At 64.5% G+C, this 20777-nt stretch carries 21 protein-coding genes; 7 read left to right on the forward strand and 14 right to left on the reverse strand.

Annotated features, from left to right (window positions below):
• Window positions 1-16 precede the first annotated feature (16 nt).
• Window positions 17-799 (reverse strand): glycosyltransferase family 25 protein, encoded by a 783-nt coding sequence (locus NG900_RS24140; protein WP_252684534.1) that lies wholly within the window; start codon window positions 797-799, stop codon window positions 17-19.
• A gap of 229 nt (window positions 800-1028) precedes the next feature.
• Here NG900_RS24140 and msbA point away from each other — a divergent pair, with 229 nt between their 5' ends.
• Both msbA and NG900_RS24150 read left to right on the forward strand, forming a co-directional pair.
• Window positions 1029-2753, forward strand: coding sequence for a lipid A export permease/ATP-binding protein MsbA (gene msbA / locus NG900_RS24145; protein WP_289813967.1), 1725 nt, complete (start codon window positions 1029-1031; stop codon window positions 2751-2753).
• 157 nt (window positions 2754-2910) lie between these two features.
• Window positions 2911-3507 (forward strand): peroxidase-related enzyme, encoded by a 597-nt coding sequence (locus NG900_RS24150; RefSeq protein ID WP_252684623.1) that lies wholly within the window; start codon window positions 2911-2913, stop codon window positions 3505-3507.
• A gap of 25 nt (window positions 3508-3532) precedes the next feature.
• Here NG900_RS24150 and rng read toward each other — a convergent pair whose 3' ends face one another.
• From rng to NG900_RS24190, 8 genes are all read right to left on the reverse strand, one after another.
• Window positions 3533-5002 (reverse strand): ribonuclease G, encoded by a 1470-nt coding sequence (gene rng / locus NG900_RS24155; RefSeq protein ID WP_252684536.1) that lies wholly within the window; start codon window positions 5000-5002, stop codon window positions 3533-3535.
• Window positions 5003-5126: 124 nt separating this feature from the next.
• A complete protein-coding gene (locus NG900_RS24160) occupies window positions 5127-5750 on the reverse strand; it encodes a Maf family protein (RefSeq protein ID WP_252684538.1) in 624 nt (207 codons plus the stop codon).
• Window positions 5747-6217 (reverse strand): 23S rRNA (pseudouridine(1915)-N(3))-methyltransferase RlmH, encoded by a 471-nt coding sequence (rlmH, locus tag NG900_RS24165; protein WP_252684540.1) that lies wholly within the window; start codon window positions 6215-6217, stop codon window positions 5747-5749. The genes NG900_RS24160 and rlmH overlap by 4 nt, the downstream gene beginning before the upstream one ends.
• Before the next feature lie 29 nt (window positions 6218-6246).
• On the reverse strand, window positions 6247-6876 hold the full coding sequence (rsfS, locus tag NG900_RS24170) for a ribosome silencing factor (protein ID WP_252684542.1): 630 nt from the start codon (window positions 6874-6876) through the stop codon (window positions 6247-6249).
• 63 nt (window positions 6877-6939) lie between these two features.
• Window positions 6940-7650, reverse strand: coding sequence for a nicotinate-nucleotide adenylyltransferase (locus NG900_RS24175; RefSeq protein ID WP_252684545.1), 711 nt, complete (start codon window positions 7648-7650; stop codon window positions 6940-6942).
• Window positions 7647-8555, reverse strand: coding sequence for an oxygen-dependent coproporphyrinogen oxidase (hemF, locus tag NG900_RS24180; RefSeq protein ID WP_252684547.1), 909 nt, complete (start codon window positions 8553-8555; stop codon window positions 7647-7649). Before hemF ends, NG900_RS24175 begins: the two co-directional genes overlap by 4 nt.
• A 147-nt stretch (window positions 8556-8702) precedes the next feature.
• Entirely contained in the window at window positions 8703-9971 is a 1269-nt protein-coding gene (gene purD / locus NG900_RS24185; protein WP_252684549.1) for a phosphoribosylamine--glycine ligase, read from the reverse strand.
• Between the two features lie 84 nt (window positions 9972-10055).
• Window positions 10056-10781: a YebC/PmpR family DNA-binding transcriptional regulator gene (locus NG900_RS24190; RefSeq protein ID WP_252684551.1), complete on the reverse strand. Its 726-nt coding sequence runs from the start codon at window positions 10779-10781 to the stop codon at window positions 10056-10058.
• 183 nt (window positions 10782-10964) lie between these two features.
• On the opposite strand from NG900_RS24190, the gene NG900_RS24195 reads away from it, so the two are divergent.
• Window positions 10965-12524 (forward strand): helicase HerA-like C-terminal domain-containing protein, encoded by a 1560-nt coding sequence (locus NG900_RS24195; protein ID WP_252684553.1) that lies wholly within the window; start codon window positions 10965-10967, stop codon window positions 12522-12524.
• Between the two features lie 71 nt (window positions 12525-12595).
• Here the strand turns inward: NG900_RS24195 and upp are convergent, their stop codons facing one another.
• Complete coding sequence (gene upp / locus NG900_RS24200) at window positions 12596-13246, reverse strand: uracil phosphoribosyltransferase (RefSeq protein ID WP_252684555.1); 651 nt, start codon at window positions 13244-13246, stop codon at window positions 12596-12598.
• A 66-nt stretch (window positions 13247-13312) separates the two neighbouring features.
• A complete protein-coding gene (locus tag NG900_RS24205) occupies window positions 13313-14800 on the reverse strand; it encodes an NCS1 family nucleobase:cation symporter-1 (RefSeq protein WP_252684557.1) in 1488 nt (495 codons plus the stop codon).
• 175 nt (window positions 14801-14975) lie between these two features.
• Between NG900_RS24205 and NG900_RS24210 the strand changes: the two genes are divergently transcribed.
• The 4 genes from NG900_RS24210 to NG900_RS24225 are packed head-to-tail and all read left to right on the forward strand — an operon-like array spanning window position 14976 to window position 18141.
• The gene (locus NG900_RS24210) at window positions 14976-15899 is read left to right on the forward strand and encodes a DMT family transporter (protein WP_252684625.1); all 924 of its coding nucleotides are present in this window, start codon (window positions 14976-14978) and stop codon (window positions 15897-15899) included.
• 22 nt (window positions 15900-15921) lie between these two features.
• Window positions 15922-16713 carry an SDR family oxidoreductase gene (locus NG900_RS24215; RefSeq protein ID WP_252684559.1) on the forward strand — a complete coding sequence of 264 codons (792 nt, stop codon included), beginning with the start codon at window positions 15922-15924 and terminating at the stop codon, window positions 16711-16713.
• A gap of 10 nt (window positions 16714-16723) precedes the next feature.
• Window positions 16724-17167 (forward strand): methylglyoxal synthase, encoded by a 444-nt coding sequence (locus NG900_RS24220; RefSeq protein WP_252684561.1) that lies wholly within the window; start codon window positions 16724-16726, stop codon window positions 17165-17167.
• The gene (locus NG900_RS24225) at window positions 17164-18141 is read left to right on the forward strand and encodes a quinone oxidoreductase family protein (protein ID WP_252684563.1); all 978 of its coding nucleotides are present in this window, start codon (window positions 17164-17166) and stop codon (window positions 18139-18141) included. The genes NG900_RS24220 and NG900_RS24225 overlap by 4 nt, the downstream gene beginning before the upstream one ends.
• An 8-nt stretch (window positions 18142-18149) precedes the next feature.
• Here the strand turns inward: NG900_RS24225 and NG900_RS24230 are convergent, their stop codons facing one another.
• From NG900_RS24230 to NG900_RS24240, 3 genes are all read right to left on the reverse strand, one after another.
• The gene (locus tag NG900_RS24230; RefSeq protein ID WP_252684565.1) at window positions 18150-18446 is read right to left on the reverse strand and encodes a YkvA family protein; all 297 of its coding nucleotides are present in this window, start codon (window positions 18444-18446) and stop codon (window positions 18150-18152) included.
• Window positions 18447-18612: 166 nt separating this feature from the next.
• Complete coding sequence (locus tag NG900_RS24235) at window positions 18613-19770, reverse strand: BMP family ABC transporter substrate-binding protein (RefSeq protein ID WP_252684567.1); 1158 nt, start codon at window positions 19768-19770, stop codon at window positions 18613-18615.
• Window positions 19771-19855: 85 nt separating this feature from the next.
• Window positions 19856-20776, reverse strand: a complete 921-nt coding sequence (locus NG900_RS24240; RefSeq protein ID WP_252684569.1) for an ABC transporter permease — start codon at window positions 20774-20776, stop codon at window positions 19856-19858.
• Window position 20777 lies beyond the last annotated feature (1 nt).

Consider the following 20777-nt stretch of genomic DNA (forward strand, 5'->3'; position numbering starts at 1 on the left):
CCGGGCGAAGCTGCGCTCACCAAGTCTTTTTCTGCTTGGCGAGGCCAAGGAATGGCCGTACGAAGATCTGGTAGAGAAACTTGCGCACAAAGAGTTGACGCAGATGATGTCCAGCCCCCAGCCGGTCATCTGCCTCGCGGCTCTTGATGGCACGATCAGCCTCCAGGTTGGAGCCACTGTCGAAGTTCTGCACGCCGATCACATACGGTACGACCGCGCGCATCTGCACGATCCCCTCGCGCTCGAATTTGTACCAGTAGTCGGCTGCCAGCCACACGGGGTAAAGCTGCTCGACCATGCGTTTGGCTGCTGCGCGTGTGACGAAATAGCCATGCGCCAGCCACTGGTAGTTGGCGAGCTTGACGATGCTGTGAGCCGCGGTCAGCGGCTTGGCGCTGCGCTTGTAATAGCGATCGATGTGCGTGAGCAGCGTGACGACGGGCTCGTCGGGTGATACCTGCTGTACGAGGGCGTCGAGCACGGCGGCCACGTCCGGCCCGAGTTTCGCGTCGTCTTCGAGGATGAGCGCGTAGGGCAGGTTCTGTTCCAGCATCGCCCGATAGACGCCCAGGTGGCTTAATGCACAGCCGACTTCGCCGACGGTCAGTTCACGGCTTTGGGCGATCGCGCGGGCGTGGTCGTAGTGGCGCGACAGTTCGTCGGCGGGCAGTGCCTTGCCGTACACACCAGGAAAGCGGCTGTGCGACAGACCCAGGGCATCGAGTTGGCGTTCCAGCGCGTGGCGACGGCCGGTATCGTGGTCGAGATTGATAAAAAACGTGGGAACGCGCGAACTCATTGCGGTAGCGTCAGGTGATGCGCGGGTGCGTATTGTCCGGCGATTGCGCGGCGGGATGGGCCGGGTAGTGGATTGCCGCTAAAATGCCGGGTCGCCCGTCTGTCTGATGGCACGCGCAGCAACGCATCTTGCCGGCAGTGCCGGTCGCCATGCGACGCAGGCTGCCCACCCTTATTCGAAAACCGCCGTGAGTATACAAGCAAAGTCCGACCACTCTTCCACCAAGCCGTTGCTCAAGCGCTTGTGGACCTACCTGCGCCCAGAGTTGACCGCCTTCGTTCTGGCCATGGTCGCCATGGGCGTGGTGGCCGCCACGGAGGGGATCATCCCCAAGGTCGTGAAAGACCTGCTGGACCAAGGCTTCGGGGGCGAATACGCCGGCAAGCTGTGGCAGGTGCCGGCCATGCTGGTGGGCATTGCCGTGGTGCGCGGCGTGGCGCAGTTTGCGTCGACGTACCTACTGAGCCTGGTGTCGAACAAGGTGCTGCTGAACCTGCGCATGAAGATGTTCGAGCGCCTGCTGCAGGCGCCGGCTTCGTACTATCAGCGCAATACGGCGGCGTCGATCATCAATGCGGTGATCTTCGAGGTCAACCAGGTGCTGCAGGTGCTGACCGGCGTGTTCATCACGCTGGTGCGCGATTCGATGACGGTACTGGCGCTGCTGATCTTCCTCTTCTATACCAACTGGCGCTTGACGCTGGTGGTGGCGGTAATTTTGCCGGTCATCGGCTTGCTGATGTCGCGCATCAACCGCCGCCTGCGCTCGCTCAACCGTGAAAGCCAGAACCTGACCAACCAGGCCGCCTACGTGGTGGAAGAGGCCGTTGGCGGCTACAAGGTCGTCAAGCTGCACGGCGGCGAAGCGTATGAATCGCTGCGCTTCAACGCCATGACCAACCGGCTGCGCGGCTATGCCATGCGCGTGGCCGTGGCCGGCGGCCTGAACCAGCCGGTGACGCAGTTCCTGGCAGCGCTGGCGCTGTCCATCATCCTGGCAATTGCCATGCTGCAGGCGCAGGCCAACCAGACCACGGTCGGCGGCTTTACCGGCTTTGTGATGGCGATGCTGTTGCTGATCTCGCCGCTTAAGCACCTGACCGACGTGAACCAGCCGCTGCAGCGCGGCCTGACCGCCGCCGAATTCATCTTCGGCCTGATCGATACGCCGATCGAACCGCAAGAAGGTGGCAAGCAGATCGACCGCGCCCGCGGCGACATCCGCTTCGATAACGTCACCTTCCGCTATGGCGAAGATGGTCGTGCGGCGCTCGACAGCATCAACCTGCACGTCAAGCCGGGCGAAATCGTTGCGCTGGTGGGCCCGTCGGGCAGCGGCAAGACCACGCTGGTGAACTTGCTGCCACGTTTCTTTGATCCGACCTCGGGCACCATTTCCCTGGATGGGGATGCACTGGCCGACCTCTCGCTGCACGACCTGCGCCGTCAGATCGCCTTTGTGAGCCAGGACGTGGTGCTGTTCAACGACACCATCGCTGCCAACGTGGCGTATGGCGCGCGTGATGCCACCGAGATCGACATGGCGCGCGTGCGCCGTGCGCTGGAAGCGGCCTACCTGACGGATGTGGTGGACAACCTGCCCGAAGGCATCGACACCAACATCGGCGACAACGGCTCGAAGCTGTCGGGCGGCCAGCGCCAACGCCTGGCGATTGCCCGCGCGATCTACAAGGATGCGCCGATCCTGATCCTGGACGAAGCGACCTCCGCGCTCGACTCCGAATCCGAGCGCCAGGTGCAGGCCGCGCTGGAGCGGCTGATGGAAGGCCGCACGACGCTGGTGATTGCACACCGCCTGTCGACCATCGAAAACGCCGATCGCATCGTCGTGCTCGAGCACGGCAAGATTGCCGAAGCCGGCACGCACCGCGAACTCATCGACCGCGATGGGTTGTATGCTGGACTGCATCGCATCCAGTTCGCCACCCAGTAGAGACCGCCGAGAAAATGATTCTGACGGCCCAGCGCCGCCTTGCCGTACGATTTGTACTGTCAGCGTCGGCGCTGAACCGTCAGAACCGCTTCGCTTCATTTTTCGACGGTCTCTAGCCCTTCGGGCGGCGTGCTCAGATGCTCAAACCAAAGGAGACATCGTGACTGCCACGCCGCCCATCAGCCGGTTCCCTGTTCCTGAACTGGCCGACATTCCCGAAGACATTCGCGCACGCATCCTCGAGGTGCAGGAGAAGACCGGCTTTGTGCCGAACGTTTTTCTCGCGCTATCACACCGGCCCGACGAGTGCCGCGCCTTCTTCGCCTACCACGACGCGCTGATGCTGCGTGAGGGCAGCCGCCTGACCAAGGGCGAGCGCGAGATGATCGTGGTGGCCACATCCGGCGCGAACCAGTGCCTGTATTGCGTGGTCGCGCACGGCGCCATCCTGCGTATCTACGAGAAAAATCCGCTCGTGGCCGACCAGGTGGCCGTCAACTACCGCAAGGCCGATATCACCCCGCGCCAGCGCGCCATGCTCGATTTTGCGATGAAGGTCTGTACCGCTTCACATACCGTCAACGAAGCCGACTACGAAGCATTGCGCGCGCATGGCTTCGATGAGGAAGACGTGTGGGATATCGCGGGTATCACGGCGTTCTTCGGCTTGTCGAACCGCATGGCGAACGTGATTTCGATGCGGCCGAACGAGGAGTTCTTCCTGCTAGGCCGCCTGCCGCGCGAAAAAAAGTAAGCGCCTGGAGTCAGGCGCTGTGCGACTACATCAGGATGATGTCGTACTGCTCCTGGCTCGCCGCCGAGGATTCCACCTGCAATGAAATCGGCTTGCCAATGAAATCGCCCAGCATCGCAAGGTGCTGGCTTTCCTCTTCCAGGAACAAGTCGATCACCGATTGTGAAGCGAGGATGCGGAACTCGCGCGGATTGAACTGCCGCGACTCGCGCATGATCTCGCGCAGGATGTCGTAGCACACCGTGCGCGGCGTTTTCACCTGGCCCTTGCCCTGGCACACCGGGCACTGCTCGCACAGCACGTGCGCGAGCGATTCCCGGGTACGTTTGCGCGTCATCTCCACCAGCCCCAGCTGCGAGAAGCTGTTGACCGTGATGCGCGTGCGGTCGCGCGACAGTGCCTTGCGCAGCTCGGCCAGCACCGCATCGCGATGCTCGGCGGACTCCATGTCGATGAAGTCGATGATGATGATGCCGCCCAGGTTGCGCAGCCGCAGTTGCCGCGCGATGGTGTGCGCGGCTTCCAGGTTGGTCTTGAAGATCGTGTCGTCAAAGTTGCGCGCGCCCACGTAGCCACCGGTGTTGACGTCGATGGTCGTCATCGCTTCGGTCTGGTCGATCATCAGGTAGCCACCCGACTTCAGATCGACCCGGCGCGACAGCGCGCGCTCGATCTCCGCCTCGATGTTGTACAAATCGAAGATCGGCCGCTCGCCCGTGTAGTGCGTCAGGCGCTCGACCACCGCCGGCGTGTATTCCTGCGCAAATTCGATCAGCTTCTGATGATTCTCGCGCGAATCGACCTGGATGCTGCGCGTTTCGTCCGTCACGAAATCGCGCAGCACGCGCTGTGCGAGGTTCAGGTCCTGATACAGGATCGATGGCGCGGGCAGGGTAGTGGCGTTGTGGCGGATGGTCGCCCAGATCTTGCGCAGGTAGGCAACGTCGTTGGCAAGTTCTTCGTCTGTCGCTTCCTCGGCGATGGTGCGCACGATGAAGCCGCCACGCTCCTCGGTTGGCACCATCGCGGTCACGCGGGCACGTAGCGCTTCACGCTCGGCCTCATTGCCGATCTTCTGCGAGATGCCGATGTGTGGGTCCTGCGGCAGGTACACCAGCGTGCGGCCGGCAATGCTGACCTGCGTAGACAGCCGCGCGCCCTTGGTGCCGATCGGGTCCTTGATGACTTGCACCATCAGCGCCTGACCTTCGAACAGCGTTTTCTCGATGGCGACCTGCGGCGTGGGCGGGGCGTCCTTCGCATCGCGCGGGTGCCAGATATCAGCCACGTGCAGGAAGGCGGCGCGCTCCAGGCCGATGTCGATAAAGGCAGACTGCATGCCAGGCAGCACGCGCACGACCTTGCCGAGATAGATGTTGCCGACCAGGCCGCGCGTAAGCGTGCGCTCGATGTGGAGCTCCTGAACGGCGGCTTGCTGGACGATGGCCACGCGCGTTTCTTGTGGCGTGATATTGACGAGGATGTCTTCGGACATGGGGATACCTGGAGAGCGGGTTTCAGCACCCGCCTCTGGGCTTGTCGTGCGCGCCCGAAGCGTGTCTTGAAACCGGCCCTCGCACACGGATAGGTGTGCGGGTTACAGCGTGTACGGCTTGGGGTTAGAGCACAATCGCCGCTTGTGCGAGCAGCGCGGCGGTCTCGAACAAGGGTAGACCCATGATACCCGAATAGCTTCCCGAAATATGGGCGACAAAGGCGGCCGCGCGGCCCTGGATGCCATACGCGCCGGCCTTGCCGAACGGCTCGCCGCTGGCAATGTAGCGGGCGATGTCGTTGTCCGTCAGCACGGCGAAGCGCACGTCGGAAATGGAGAGTGCGTGCATGGGCGTGCCGTCGGCTTTGACGACGGTGACGGCGGTCAGCACGCGGTGCTCGCGGCCGGACATGCCGCGCAGCATGCGGTGGGCATCGGCGGCGTCGGTCGGCTTGCCGAGGATCTCGCCGCCCAGGCACACCGTGGTGTCAGACGTAAGGATCGGCAGCGCAGGGAGGTCGCGAGCGAGGCGTCGCCGCACCGCGGCCTGTGCTTTTAATGCGCAGACACGTTGGACGTAGTCGTCGGGCGTCTCGCCGGGGAGCACGGCTTCCAGCGCTTCGGCATCTTCATCGTCGCTGGCCAGCAGCAGCTCGAAACGCGCGCCGATCTGGCGCAGCAACTCCTGCCGACGCGGGCTTTGGGATGCGAGATAGAGGTGCGGCGCGCCAGGTGCGTCCATGGTCATACGCGATGGTATGGGTGGTTCTGCGTGATGCTCCACGCGCGGTAGAGCTGCTCGGCCAGCAGCACGCGCACCATGCCGTGCGGCAGGGTCAGGCTGGACAGGCGGATCAGCATTCGAGCCTTCGCCTTGAGCGCCGGGTCCAGCCCGTCCGCGCCGCCGATCACGAAGGCGATGTCGCCGCCTTCCTGTTGCCATCCGGTGAGGGACTCGGCGAGTGCCACGGTGGTGAGGTCCTTGCCGCGCTCATCCAGCGCGATCATGCGGCAACCCTTGGGCAGTGCGGCTTCAATGCGCGCGGCTTCGAGTTGCATGACGGTGGCGGCGGTGCGGCTGCCCGAGCGCTGCTCGGGCTTGATCTCGCGCAGTTCGATGCGCAGCTCGGGCGGCATGCGCTTGGCATATTCAGCGAAGCCGTCCTCGATCCAGGACGGCATCTTGTGCCCGACGGCGATGATCAGCAACTGCATGGCTGCATGACAAAAGGGCCTGCGTGGCGTTACGCCGCGCGCTTCTTGGCCGGAGCGCGTTTGGCTGCCGTCTTGGTCGCCGTTTTTGCAGCCGTCTTCGTGGCGGGCTTACCGGTGCCGGTTGCGCGCTTGGTGGCGGGCTTCTTGGCAGCGGTCTTGGCGGGCGCCTTTTTGGCCGGCGCTGCGGCTTTGGTCGGGCGCTCGCCTGCAAGCTTCGGCTTGGTGGTGCGACGCTTGGCCGGCGTGACCTCTTCGGCCTCGTCTTCCTCGTCGTCAAAGCCTTCGCTGGCCTTGGGCAGGCCGCGCTTGCCCGTGCCGCCGAGTTCAATGCGCACCGGCTTGTCACCCCAGATCTCTTCCAGGTTGTAGTACTGGCGCAGTTGCGGCTGCATGATGTGGACCACGGCATCGCCGCAGTCGACCAGCACCCATTCGCCCACGTCTTCGCCTTCCACGGCGATGATGTGGCCGCCGGCTTCCTTGACGGCGTCACGCACCGATGCGGCGAGCGCCTTGGTCTGGCGGTTGGACGTGCCGCTGGCGATGACCGTGCGGTCGAACAGTTCGGTCAGGTGCGTCGTATTGAAGACCTTGATGTCTTGCGCCTTGACGTCTTCGAGCGCGTCGACGATTACGCGTTGTAGTTTGCGAATATCCATACTGAGTGAGAAGAACGTTTAAAGGGCGAGAAAAAAGGTCAAAAAAGCGCTTGGGAAGCGCGGTCAGGCACTGACCGTGCCATTGGCACGGCGGTACAGCGAATGCGATTGGATCAGATCGGCCACGCCGGCGGGCAGGTCGGCGTCGCAGCGCTCGCCTGCGGCAAGCTGCTGGCGCAGGCGGGTGGACGACAGGTCGACGGCCAGGGTCTGGTCGATCCACATCTGGCCGGCGGGTGCGCATTGTATCAATGCCGTGTCGCCCCGGCGCACATCCAGTTCGCGTTGCACGGGCGCATGCAGCGCCTGCAGGTCAAAACCGGGCCGCGTGGCGACGCACAGGTGAACGTATTCGAACAAGTCTTGCCAGCCGTGCCACGTGTCCAGGCCGACAAGCTGGTCGGCGCCCATCAGCCACGCCATGGAGGTGTCCGGGCCGTAGACGCCGCGCAGTTCACGCACGGTGTCGATGGTGTAGCTGGGGCCGTGGCGGTCGACTTCCATGCTGCTCACGTGGACCTTGGCGCGGCCACCGCGTACCGCTTGGGCGGCCAATTCAGTCATGGCAAAGCGCAGCGGGGCGGGCGTGATGTCGGCGGCCTTTTGCCACGACACGCCGGTCGGAATCCACAGCAATTCGTCCAGATCGAGCTGGGCGATGCACAGTTCGGCCAGGGCGATGTGGCCGACATGCGGCGGATCGAACGTGCCACCCAGCAAGCCGAGGCGATAGGGGCGTCCAAGATCGGGGCGGGCGAAAACGGGAAGCGTCATACCCAGTCACGCGCCGGCAGGAAATCGGTGTACAGCGCGGCTTCCGGCGAGCCCGCCTCGGGCTGCCAGTCGTAACGCCAGTTGGCCACGGGCGGCATCGACATCAGGATCGATTCTGCACGGCCGCCGCTTTGCAGGCCGAACAGCGTGCCGCGGTCGAACACCAGGTTGAACTCGACATAGCGGCCACGGCGATAGGCCTGGAAGGCGCGTTCGCGCTCACCGTAGGGGGTGGCGTGACGGCGCTCGGCGATGGGCAGCCAGGCGGACAGGAACGCGTCGCCGACGGAGCGCATCATCTCGAAGCTGCGCTCGAAGCCGAGTTCGGCAAAGTCGTCGAAGAAGATGCCACCGATGCCGCGCGCTTCCTTGCGGTGCTTCAAGTAGAAATAGTCGTCGCACCACTGCTTGAAGCGCGGGTAGAGCTCGTCGCCGTAGGGGGCCAGGGCGCCTTGGCAGGTGCGGTGGAAATGCGAGGCGTCTTCCGCAAAGCCGTAGTAGGGCGTGAGGTCCATGCCGCCGCCAAACCACCAGACGGGCTCGGCATCGGGCCGCACGGCGACGAAGCAGCGCACGTTCATGTGCACCGTCGGCACGTACGGGTTGCGCGGGTGGAAGACCAGCGACACGCCCATCGCCTCGAAACCGCGCCCGGCCAATTCGGGCCGGTTGGCGGTGGCGGACGGGGGTAGGGTGTCGCCCATCACGTGCGAGAAGCCGACGCCGCCGCGCTCCAATAACGCGCCGCCTTCCAGAATGCGGGTGCGGCCGCTGCCGCGCAGGCGCTCGGTTGGCGGTTTTTCCCACGCGTCGGTGAGGAAGGTGCCGCCGTCGAGCGCGCTGGCGGCAGTGGTGATGCGGTCCTGCAGGTCCAGCAGGTAGGCGCGGACGGCTTGGGTATCCATCAGATCGGAAAGGGTCGCGTGGGCGGCCGAGTCATGCGTTTGTCACCATTGTAGCGGGGGGCCCGCCTGGGCAAGGTGGGGATCACCCGGGGTGACGTATGCCGCGCATGCCCCGAGTTGGGGCACTGGCGCGGTCAAACAGCAGGTTTAGTGACGAATGGCGCGGTGGCCGATATCGGTACGGTACTGGGCGCCGTCGAACTGGATCTGCTCGATGACGTTGTACGCGGCACGTTGCGCGGCCTTGACGGTGTCAGCCAAGCCGACCACGCATAGCACACGGCCGCCGCTCGTGGTCAACACGCCGTCCTGGAGCGTGGTACCGGCGTGGAACGTGACGCTGTCTTCCGTCTCTTTCGGGATGCCTGTGATCACGTCGCCCTTGCGCGGGGTATCCGGGTAGTTGTGGGCGGCCATCACCACGCCGAGCGCGGTACGGCGGTCCCATTCGAGTTCCATGCCGTCGAGCTTGCCGTCGATGGCGCGGTCGAGCACGTCGTACAGGTCGGTCTTCATGCGCGCCATGATGGGCTGCGTTTCCGGATCGCCCATACGGCAGTTGAATTCGAGCGTCTTGGGGTTGCCATCGGCGTCGATCATCAGGCCGGCGTAGAGGAAGCCGGTGTACGGGATGCCGTCTTTTTCCATGCCGCGAATGGTCGGCATGATGATCTCGCGCAGCGCGCGGGCGTGCAGCGTGGGCGTAACCACCGGCGCGGGCGAGTAGGCGCCCATGCCGCCCGTGTTGGGGCCGGCGTCGCCGTCGAGCAGGCGCTTGTGGTCCTGGCTGGTCGCCAACGCCACCACGTTCTTGCCGTCGCACACGACGATGAAGCTCGCTTCTTCGCCGGCCAGGAATTCTTCGATGACCACGCGCGCGCCGGCATCGCCCAGGCGGTTGTCGGCCAGCATCATGTCGATGGCGCTGTGTGCTTCTTCCAGCGACATGGCGACGACCACGCCCTTGCCGGCGGCCAGGCCGTCGGCCTTGATGACGATCGGGGCACCTTCCTGATCCACATAGGCATGCGCCTGCGCGGCGCCGCTGAAGGTCTGATACTTGGCAGTCGGAATGCCGTGGCGCTGCATGAACGCCTTGGCGAAGTCCTTCGACGACTCAAGCTGCGCCGCGGCCTTGGTCGGCCCGAAGATGCGCAGGCCCTTGGCGCGGAACAGATCGACGATACCGGCGGCCAGCGGGGCTTCCGGGCCAACGACCGTGAAGTGGATGCCTTCACGCTCGGCAAATGCGGCCAGCACTTCCGGGTCCGTGATCGGCAGGTTCTGCAGGCGTTTGTCGAGCGCCGTGCCGCCGTTGCCCGGTGCCACATACACCACCTGCACCTTGGGCGAACGTGCCAGTTTCCATGCCAGGGCGTGTTCCCGTCCGCCCGAACCGACCACCATCACTTTCATGCTGTACCTACTCAAAAAATCGAAAACTGGAAAACAAAAACGGCGATCGGTCAGGTCGATCGCCGTTATGCGCGTGTCTGGGGCTTATTCCTCGATGACCGCGTTGGTGAAGACTTCCTGCACGTCGTCCAGGTTTTCCAGGACGTCGAGCAGCTTCTGCATCTTGACCGCGTCTTCGCCGGTGAACACGATTTCGGTCTGCGGCTTCATGATGACTTCGGCCAGTTCGGCCTTGAAGCCAGCGGCTTCCAGCGCGGTCTTGACCTTGCCGAAATCGTGGGGCGGGCAGATGACTTCGAGCGAGCCGTCTTCATGCGTGACGACGTCGTCGGCGCCAGCTTCGAGCGCGGCGTCCATCAGCTTGTCTTCCGGCGTGCCCGGGGCAAAGATGAACTGCCCGACGTGGTCGAACAGGAACGCCACCGAGCCGGCGACGCCCATGTTGCCGCCGTACTTGTCGAAGCCATGGCGGACTTCGGCCACGGTGCGCGTACGGTTATCGGTCAGGCAGTCGACGATGATGGCCGCGCCATTGATGCCGTAGCCTTCGTAGCGGATTTCTTCGTAGTTCGCGCCTTCCAGGCCACCCACGCCGCGCTGGATGGCGCGCTGGATGTTGTCCTTGGGCATGTTGGCGTCGGTGGCCTTGTCCATGGCCAGGCGCAGGCGCGGGTTGGAATCGGCATCGCCGCCGCCCAGGCGGGCCGCCACGGTGATTTCCTTGATCAGGCGCGTCCAAATCTTGCCGCGCTTGGCGTCGGCAGCGGCTTTTTTATGCTTGATATTGGCCCATTTGGAATGACCGGCCATGAAACTCTCCGAGCGGAATGCGGTGGAAATGCTGTGGAATCCGGCGCCCAGATGGCGGTTTGACGCCACCAGCACGCTCTATAATCGGTCGCAGATTTTAGCATGCTGCACACGCCCGCCGACCCGTCCATCCGGTCGAGCAATAGGCGCCCGCCCCCAAAGATTGATCCCCGTCTGAATGCCATGACCGATCCCATCCTCGTTGCCAAGAACACGAAAACTGAGCTGGTGCTGTTGCCCCAGCTCGCCAACCGGCATGGTCTGATCACCGGCGCCACTGGCACCGGCAAGACTGTCACTCTGCAAACGATCGCGCAGGGCCTGTCGAAGATCGGCGTGCCAGTCTTCCTGGCTGACGTGAAAGGTGACCTGACCGGCATTTCGCAGCCCGGCCAGTCGAACGACAAGCTCAAGGCCCGCCTGCAGGAGCGCGGCCTGGAAGAACCGCAATGGGCCGGCTGCCCCGTCACGCTGTGGGATGTGTACGGCGAGAAGGGTCACCCCGTGCGCGCCACCGTGTCCGACATGGGCCCGCTGATGCTCTCGCGCATGCTGGAGCTGAACGACATCCAGACCGGCGTGCTGAACCTCGTCTTCAAGATTGCGGACGATTCCGGTCTCGCGCTGCTCGACATGAAGGACTTGCGTGCGATGTTGCAGCACGTCGGCGAGCATTCGTCGGATTACACGAACAAGTACGGCAACATCTCGTCAGCCAGCATCGGGGCCATCCAACGCAACCTGATCGCGCTGGAAGAGCAGGGCGCCGACCAGTTTTTCGGCGAGCCGATGCTCGACATCAACGACCTGATGCAGACGGTGCGTGGCCAGGGCGTGATCAATATCCTGGCCGCCGACAAGCTGCTCAACGCGCCCAGGCTGTACGCGACGTTCCTGCTGTGGATGCTCTCGGAGCTGTTCGAGCACCTGCCGGAAGTGGGCGACATGGACAAACCGAAGCTGGCCTTCTTCTTCGACGAGGCGCACCTGCTGTTCAACGACGCGCCGCCGTCGCTGCTGCAAAAGGTGGAGCAGGTGGTGCGGCTGATCCGCTCGAAGGGTGTGGGCGTGTACTTCGTGACGCAGAACCCCTCGGACGTGCCCGACACGGTGCTCGGCCAGCTGGGCAATCGTGTGCAGCACGCGCTGCGCGCCTTCACGCCGCGCGATCAGAAGGCCGTGAAGGCGGCAGCGACCACGATGCGCGCGAACCCGGAATTCAGCATCGAACAGGCCATCGGCGAACTGGCGGTGGGTGAGGCGCTGATCTCCATGCTGGATGAAGGCGGCCGTCCGGAGATCACGGAGCGCGCGTTTGTCGTGCCGCCGGCATCGCGCATCGGGCCGATCTCGGATGATGAGCGCCGCGCACTGATCGCCAACTCGCTGGTGGCGGGGCGTTACGACACGGCCGTTGATCGTGATTCGGCGTATGAAATCCTGACCGGTCGTGTCGCGGGCGGTGGGGCGGCATCCGCATCGACCTCGGGGTCGATCGGCACCGATTTTGGCGCCTCGAGCGGTTCGGTGCCTGCCCCTGCACAGGCGCCCGCCCAACAGGGCGGCGGCTGGCTGGGCGAGGTTGGCTCGATCCTCACCAAGGGCACGGGCCGCACTGGCCGTGGCGATTCGATTGTGGAAACGCTGGCCAAATCGGCAACACGTACGATCGGCTCGACGATTGGACGCGAGATTGTGCGCGGCGTGCTGGGCAGCATCCTGGGCGGATCGAAGAGGCGCTGAGCGTTTGCCTCGCCCCAAAAGCAAACAGCCGGCAATGCCGGCTGTTTTTGTTTGCGCAAAGTGCGGCGCAATCAGTTCTTCGTGCCGAACAGGCGGTCGCCCGCGTCGCCCAGGCCGGGGATGATGTATGCGTTCTCATCCAGATGCGAATCGAGCGACGCCACGAACAGCTTCACGCCCGGATGCGCCTTCTGGAACACCTCCACGCCTTCCGGTGCGGCCACGAGCGCAAGGAAGAGGATGTTTTCATCCGGCACGCCGCGTTTTTTCATCACGTCGATGGCGTGCACGGCCGAGTAGCCGGTGGCGACCATCGGATCGCACAGGATGAAGGTGCGGTCTTCCAGATCGGGCAGCCGCACGAGGTATTCCACCGGACGGTGTTGTTCATCGCGGTACACACCGATGTGGCCGATGCGCGCTGACGGAATCAGCTCGACGAGCCCGTCGCTCATGCCCACGCCCGCGCGCAGCACCGGCACCACGGCCAGCTTGCGGCCGGCGATGACGGGCGCGTCCATCGGGCCCATCGGCGTGTCGATGTGGCGGCTGGTCAGCGGCAGGTTGCGCGTGATCTCGTAGCCCATCAGCAGCGTGATCTCGCGCAGCAGCTCGCGGAACGTGCGCGTGGACGTGTCCTTGTCGCGCATGTGCGTGAGCTTGTGCTGGATCAGCGGGTGATTGAGGATGAACAGGTTCGGGAAGCGCGGATCTTGTTTCATGGCGAGGCGGGAATACAGGGATTCGGAGATGGGGCGCATTGTACGGCGCGCCCCGCAGCTCAATGATCAGCGGCGGCCGCGCATCAAGATAACGTACACCACGGCGGAAATCGCCAACCCCACGAACCACGCATACGTGTACAGCGCCTCGAACACGCCGGGCACGCTGGCGACAAAGCCCGCCTGCTTGAAGAAGCCCGGCAGGTTGGGCAGCACGCCGATGATGAGGGCGATGATGGCGCGGCCGTTCCAGCCGTTGCCATAGCCGTAGGGGCCGTCCACGCGGAACAGCTCGCCGGTCTTGAGCACGGTGCGGCGCACCAGGAAGTAGTCGACCATCATGATGCCGGCCACGGGCCCGAGCAGCGCGCCGTAGCCGACCAGCCAGGTGAAGATGTAGCCCTTGGTGGTCTCCAGGATCTTCCACGGCATCATCGCCAGGCCGATGCCCGCCGTGATGTAGCCCCCGATGCGGAACGAGATGCGGTGTGGCGCCAGGTTCGAGAAGTCATATGCCGGCGACACCACGTTGGCGGCGATGTTCGTCATCAGCGTGGCGGTAATCAAGGCCAGCAATGCGACGATGACCGACGGGCCCGTCATCTTGCCGGCCAGCGTGACCGGATCCCAGATAGCCTGGCCGTAGATGACCACGGTGGACGAGGTGACGAGCACGGCCACCAGTGCCAGCAGCCCCATCGGCAGCGGCAGCCCGATGGCTTGGCCGACGAGCTGATCGCGCTGGCTGCGCGCAAAGCGGGTGAAGTCCGGAATGTTCAGCGCCAGCGTGGCCCAGTAGCCGACCATGGCCGTAAGCGATGGCCAGAAGAAGCCCCAGAACTCGCCAGCGCGCTTGCCGCCTTCGGCAAACGCCGACGGTGCCGACAGCATCGGGCCAAAGCCGCCCGCATTGATGTACGCCCACCAGACCAGACCCAGCGCTGCCAGGATCAGCAGCGGGGTGGCCAGCGCCTGGAAGCGCTTGATCGACTCCAGCCCCTTGGTGATCAGCCAGATGTGCAGGCCCCAGAACAGCAGAAAGCAGAATCCCTGGCCGGGGTTGATGCCCAGGCCGGGAATGTTGCTGCCTACCAGCATGTTGTTGGTGACGACGTTCAGGATCGTGTAGATGGCCTGGCTGCCCAGCCACGTCTGGATGCCGAACCAGCCGCACGCCACGATGGCCCGCAGGATGGCCGGCAGTTGCGCGCCGCGCACGCCAAACGATGCCCGCACCAGCACAGGGAAGGGGATGCCGTACTTGGTGCCCGCGTGGCCCACGAGCACCATCGGCACGAGCACGATCAGGTTGCCCAGGAACACCGTCAGCACGGCCTGCCACCAGTTCATGCCCTCGCTCATCAGGCCCGAGGCCAACATGTAGGCCGGCACCGACACCACCATCGACACCCACAGCGCGGCGTAGTTGGCGGCGGTCCAGGTGCGTGCGGCGGGCGGGGTCGGGTTGAGGTCTTCGTTCCAGAGGGTCGGATCGGGTGCTCCGGCGGCACCCGCGGCAAGCGTGGAGGAGGCGGGCGAGGTGGTTTGGCTCATGGCGATAGGGAATCCGTTGTCGTTCTAGATATTCGGAATACAGGCGCGATTGTACGGCGGTCCGAGAGGCTTCCAAGCGAGACCTGTGCCACGCGGGATCCGGCCCCGCCCCCGGAACGATTTGTTGAATTCACATACAATCGACGCGCTCGCCAACCAGCCTCGCGCCCTCGTTGTGACCACCGCGTCCTCTGCGTCTTCCACCCCTACGCGCACCACCGACACCGGCGGCCTGTTGCTGGCCTCTGTGGGCGCCGTGCTGTTCTCGGCCAAGGCCATCGTTGCCAAGCTGATGTATCGCTACCAAGTCGATGCAGTGATGGTCATCACGCTGCGGATGTTGCTCGCTGCGCCGCTGTTCATGGCGATGGGCTGGTGGCAGTCGCGTCGCTCGGCGCCGCTCGCATTGGCTGACCGGTGGCGCATCGTTGGCCTTGGCATCATTGGGTATTACCTCTCCAGCTTTCTCGACTTCCTGGGCCTGCAGTACATCACGGCGGGGCTTGAGCGGCTCATTCTGTTTCTCACGCCATCGTTCGTGCTGCTGATCACGGCCACGGTGTTCAAGCGGCGCATTACCGGCTTGCAATGGGTGTCGCTTGGGTTGGCGTATGCAGGCATCGTGCTGGTGTTTGCACATGACCTGAACCTGGGTGGCAATAACGTGTGGCTGGGCGGCGGGTTGGTGCTCGCCAGCGCCATCAGCTACGGTATCTATCTGCTGGCGAGTGGCGAACTGGTCAAGCGTGTCGGCTCGATGCGGCTGGTGGCGTATGCGATGTGCGTGTCGACGGTGGCGTGCGTCGTGCAGTTCCTCGTGCTGCGGCCCGTGTCGGCATTGGTGTTGCCCTGGCAGGTGTATGGCTTGTCTGCCATCAATTCGGTGTTCTGTACGGTCGCACCCGTGACCATGACGATGATGGCCGTGGCACGCGTGGGCGCGCCGGTGGCGTCGCAGGCGGGCATGATCGGGCCGGTGTCGACGCTGCTGCTCGGTTGGTGGCTGCTGGGCGAGCCGATCACGCTGTGGCAGATTGCCGGCAGTGCGCTGGTGCTGGCCGGCATGGCGCTGTTGTCCCGGCGGGGCCTATCGAAATAACCCTCAAAAGGAGTCAGGCAGGATGGATCTGGGTTTGAAGGGCAAGCGCGCACTGGTATGCGGCGCGAGCAAAGGATTGGGCTTCGCCTGCGCCGATGCGCTGGCCGCCGAGGGCGTGGACGTGGTGATCGTCGCGCGCGGCGCCGAAGCGCTGCTGGCCGCAGCCGAGCGCATCCGCAACGCACACGGGGTGCGCGTCGAGGCGGTCGCCACCGATATCACCACGCCCGAGGGGCGCGCTGAAGCACTGCTCGCCTGCGAGCGTCTGGGCGGCTCGCCTGACATCCTCGTCAACAACGCCGGCGGTCCGCCCCCGGGCAACTTCCGCGACTGGGACCGCGATGCATGGATGGCCGCGTTGAACGCCAACATGCTCACGCCCATCGATCTCATCAAGGCGACCGTCGACAAGATGATCGAGCGCCGCTGGGGCCGCATCGTCAATATCACCAGCGGTGCGGTGAAGGCGCCGATCGATGTACTGGGCTTGTCCAACGGTGCGCGCTCGGGTTTGACGGGCTTTGTGGCTGGCCTCGCGCGCGAGGTGGCCAAGCATGGCGTGACCGTCAACAACCTGCTGCCGGGCCAGTTCGAGACCGACCGCCTGACCAAGACGCTGGAAGCCGGCGCCAAGGCGTCGGGCATCAGCGCGGAGGAAAACTTCGATCGCAAGCGCCATGGCAACCCGGCACGGCGCTTCGGCCAGCCGGCAGAGTTCGGCGCCGTGTGCGCCTTTCTGTGCAGTCAGCACGCCGGTTATTTGAACGCGCAAAACATCCTGCTGGATGGCGGCGCATATCCAGGCACCTTCTGAGCCAACCACAATGACGACCACCACGCCCGAAAGCGCAACTTACAAACGCCCGAAGCCGCGCCGCATTGCTCTGATTGCGCACGATCACAAGAAAGACGACATGGTCGCTTTCGCGCAAACGCACCGGGCTTTCCTGTCGGAATGCGAATTGCTGGCGACCGGCACCACCGGTGGCCGGCTGGAGAAAGAAGTCGGTCTGACGGTGCAGCGCATGCTGTCCGGCCCCTGGGGCGGTGACCTACAAATTGGCGCACAGTTGGCCGAGGGCCGCGTCGATGCAGTCATCTTCCTGCGTGACCCGATGACGCCGCAGCCGCACGAACCCGACATCAACGCGCTGGTGCGCGCGTGCGACGTTCACAACATTCCCTGCGCCACCAACCTGGCGACGGCCGACCTCGTGATGTCTGCGCTGAAACTGGTGGAGCCCGATCCGAAGGAGATTCACGCATGACCCAAGCGAAAGCGATCCGCATCTTTGAAACCGGCGGCCCCGAAGTGATGCAGTACGTCGATGTCGATGTGCCCGCACCCGGCCCCGGTGAAGTCACGGTCAAGCAGCACGCCGTCGGCCTGAACTACATCGACGTGTACTTCCGCACGGGGCTGTACCCGCAGCCGCTGCCGGCGGGCATCGGCATGGAGGCGTCGGGCGTGGTCGAGGCGGTAGGCCAGGGCGTCACGCACGTCAAACCTGGCGACCGCGTGGCCTACGCCGGCCGCCCGACCGGCGCCTATGCGGCCGTGCGCACCATGCCGGCCGATATTCTGGTGCGCCTGCCGGACACCATCGACTTCGAGACCGGCGCCGCGATGATGCTGCAGGGCATGACCGCGCAATACCTCATTCGCGACAGCTATCGCGTGCAGCCGGGCGATACGGTGCTCTTCCATGCTGCAGCCGGCGGCGTGGGCTTGATCGCCTGCCAGTGGCTCAAGGCACTCGGCGCCACCGTGATCGGCACGGTCGGTAGCGATGCCAAGGCCGAACTTGCCCGCGCGCACGGCTGTGATCACACCATCGTCTACACGCGCGAGAACTTCACCGAGCGTGTGATGGACCTGACAGGCGGCAAGGGCGTGCCGGTCGTCTACGACGGGATTGGCAAGGACACTTTCAAGGGCTCGCTCGATTGCCTCGCGCCGCGCGGCATGATGGTGACCTATGGCAATGCGTCCGGGCCTGTGCCTCCGGTCGATCTGGGCTTGCTGAGCACAAAGTCGCTTAAGCTCACGCGCCCCACGCTGATGACCTATACGGCGCGACGCGATCTGCTGGAGCCGATGGCGGCAGATTTGTTCGACGTGGTGGTCAGCGGCAAGGTGAAGATCGAGATCCACCAGCGTTATGCACTGGCCGATGCGGCGCAGGCACACCGCGATCTGGAGTCGCGCAAGACGACCGGTTCGACGATCCTCTTGCCGTAAGAAAGGACTTACCGCCCGCTCGGCGTCACTCGCCGGGCGGCGGCAAAGCGCGCATCTTCACGCACGCGAACGGGTAAGGCGCGCAGCAGCATGTGCAGCGCAAACGGCACCAGCACGATGTCGTCCACCCAGCCGATCACCGGGATGACATCCGGAATCAGATCGATCGGCGACACCACATAACCCACCAGCAGCAGCGCAGCCGGCGCGAGCCACCACGGTTTGTCGGGATGGCGCAGCGCAAACCACAGCAGGCGCACGTCGTTGCGCACCACGCTCCATAGGCGGAAAAGGCGTCCGAACATGGTGGGGCTCCTGGATGAAAAGCCGGCGTCACATGGGCTGGTTTGACCGGCAGACCATCGTATCAGCTTGGGGAAATGGGACGGTTTTCAAGATTTACCGCTGATCGCCCATGAAAAAAGCCGGCCCTCCCCCGAGGTGCCGGCTTTTTGCTGCAGCAGGTAGGACTTAACCCGGAATCTTGCCTTCCACGCCTTCCACGTAGAACTTGATGCCATGCAGGAAGCCATCGTCGGCGACCTTGTCGGCGGGCAGGACTTCCTTGCCGGTGTTGTCCTTGATCGGGCCCTTCCAGATCGGGGCCGAGCCGTCGATGATGCCCTTCTTGCGGGTCTCGACCAGGGTCTTCACGTCTTCCGGCACGACGGTGTTGTAGGCGCCCAGATCGATCGCGCCTTCCTTCAGGCCCCACCACACGGTCTCGGGCTTCCACTTGTTGTTGAGCACATCGTCGACCACCTTGTTGTAGTACACGCCCCACTTGTTGATGGACGCGGCCAGGTGGGCCTTCTCGCCGAACTTGGTCATGTCGCTGTCCCAGCCGAGCGCGTAGACGCCTTTCTCCTGGGCGGTCTGCACCACGGCGGCGGAGTCGGTGTTCTGCATCAGCACGTCAACGCCCTGGCCGATGAGGGTGGTGGCCGCTTCGCGCTCCTTGCCCGGATCGAACCATTTGTTGACCCACACCACGCGGGTGGTGGCCTTCGGGTTGACGCTGCGCGCGCCCAGGGTGAACGAGTCGATGTTGCGGATCACCTCGGGAATCGGCACCGAACCCACCACGCCCAGCTTGCCCGACTTGCTCATCTTGCCGGCCACCACGCCCGCCAGGTACGCGCCTTCATACGTGCGCACGTCGTACTGGCCGAGGTTGTCGGCGGTCTTGAAGCCTGTGGCGTGCTCGAACTTCACGTCCGGAAATTCCTTGGCGACCTTGAGCATCGATTCCATGAAGCCGAAGCTTGTGCCGAAGATGACCTTGTTGCCCTGCGTGGCGAGATCGCGGAACACGCGCTCGGCGTCAGCGGCGCTCTCGGGCACGTTCTCGACGAAGCTGGTCTTCACCTTGTCGCCAAACTTGGCTTCGACTTCCTTGCGGGCTGCATCGTGAGCGTACGTCCAGCCAGCGTCGCCCACCGGGCCGACGTAGACGAACGCGACCTTCAGCGGCTCGTTGGCCGGCGCCGGTGCGGCAGCAGCGGGGGCTGACGATGCGGCCGGCGCGGCATTGCCGCCCGCGTTGTCGTTGGACTTGCCGCAACCCCAGAGGGTGAGGGCAGCGCCGGCGGCCAGTGCGGCCAGCGTGATCCTGCGGGTAACGTTCATCGATTTCTCCTGTTGTGTGGCTCGTTGACTGTGTTGAAGCGTGAAGCGAAGAAAAGAACGGAATGCAGCAACTTTAGGCCGCAGTTTAGGCAGCCCCCGGGCGGAACGGCTTGCCCAGCGACGCCGGCATGTTCAGGCGGATCCAATCCGGATTACGCGAAATGATGGCCAGCACGACGATCGTGGCGGCAAACGGCAGCATCGAGAGAATCTGCGAGGGCACCGACACACCGATGCCTTGCAGATGGAACTGCAGGATCGTCACGCCGCCGAACAGCAGTGCGCCAAGCAGGATGCGCAGCGGCCGCCAGGTGGCAAACGTGGTCAGCGCCAGGGCGATCCAGCCGCGGCCGGCGACCATGTTCTCGACCCACATCGGCGTGTAGACCAGCGACAGGTACGCGCCAGCCAACCCGCAGCACGCGCCGCCAAACAGCAGCGCGCCAAAGCGGATGGTGCGCACCGGATAGCCCAGCGCGTGGGCCGATTCCGGCGATTCCCCGACCGCCCGCAGCGTCAGGCCGGCGCGCGTCTTGAACAGGAACCAGGCAATCGCCCCGCACAGTGCCAGGCTGAAATAGACCATCCAGTGGTGGGCGAACAGGGCCGGGCCGACAAACGGGATCGACTCCAGCCCCGGGATGCCATGCGCCTGCGCCGGCAGCGACATGCCGACAAAGCGCTGGCCCATGAAGGCCGACAGCCCGGTGCCGAAGATCGACAGGGCGAGGCCGGTGGCAACCTGGTTGGTCACCAGCACGAGCGCGAGCCAGGCAAACAGCGCAGCCATCACCATGCCGGCAAGCGCGCCAGCCACAAAGCCCAGCAGCGGAATCTGCGTCTGGTAGCCAACCATGAAGCCAACCACGGCCGCGACCAGCATCATGCCCTCGGCGCCCAGATTGAGCACGCCGGAGCGTTCGTTCATCAGCAGGCCGAGTGCGGCCAGCAGTAGCGGGGTGCCAGCGTTGATCGACGCGGCGATCAGGGGAGCAAGACTTTCCATA

Origin of the sequence: Ralstonia soli (genome assembly GCF_023955655.1) — a bacterium.
In the GTDB taxonomy this organism is placed as follows: domain Bacteria; phylum Pseudomonadota; class Gammaproteobacteria; order Burkholderiales; family Burkholderiaceae; genus Ralstonia; species Ralstonia soli.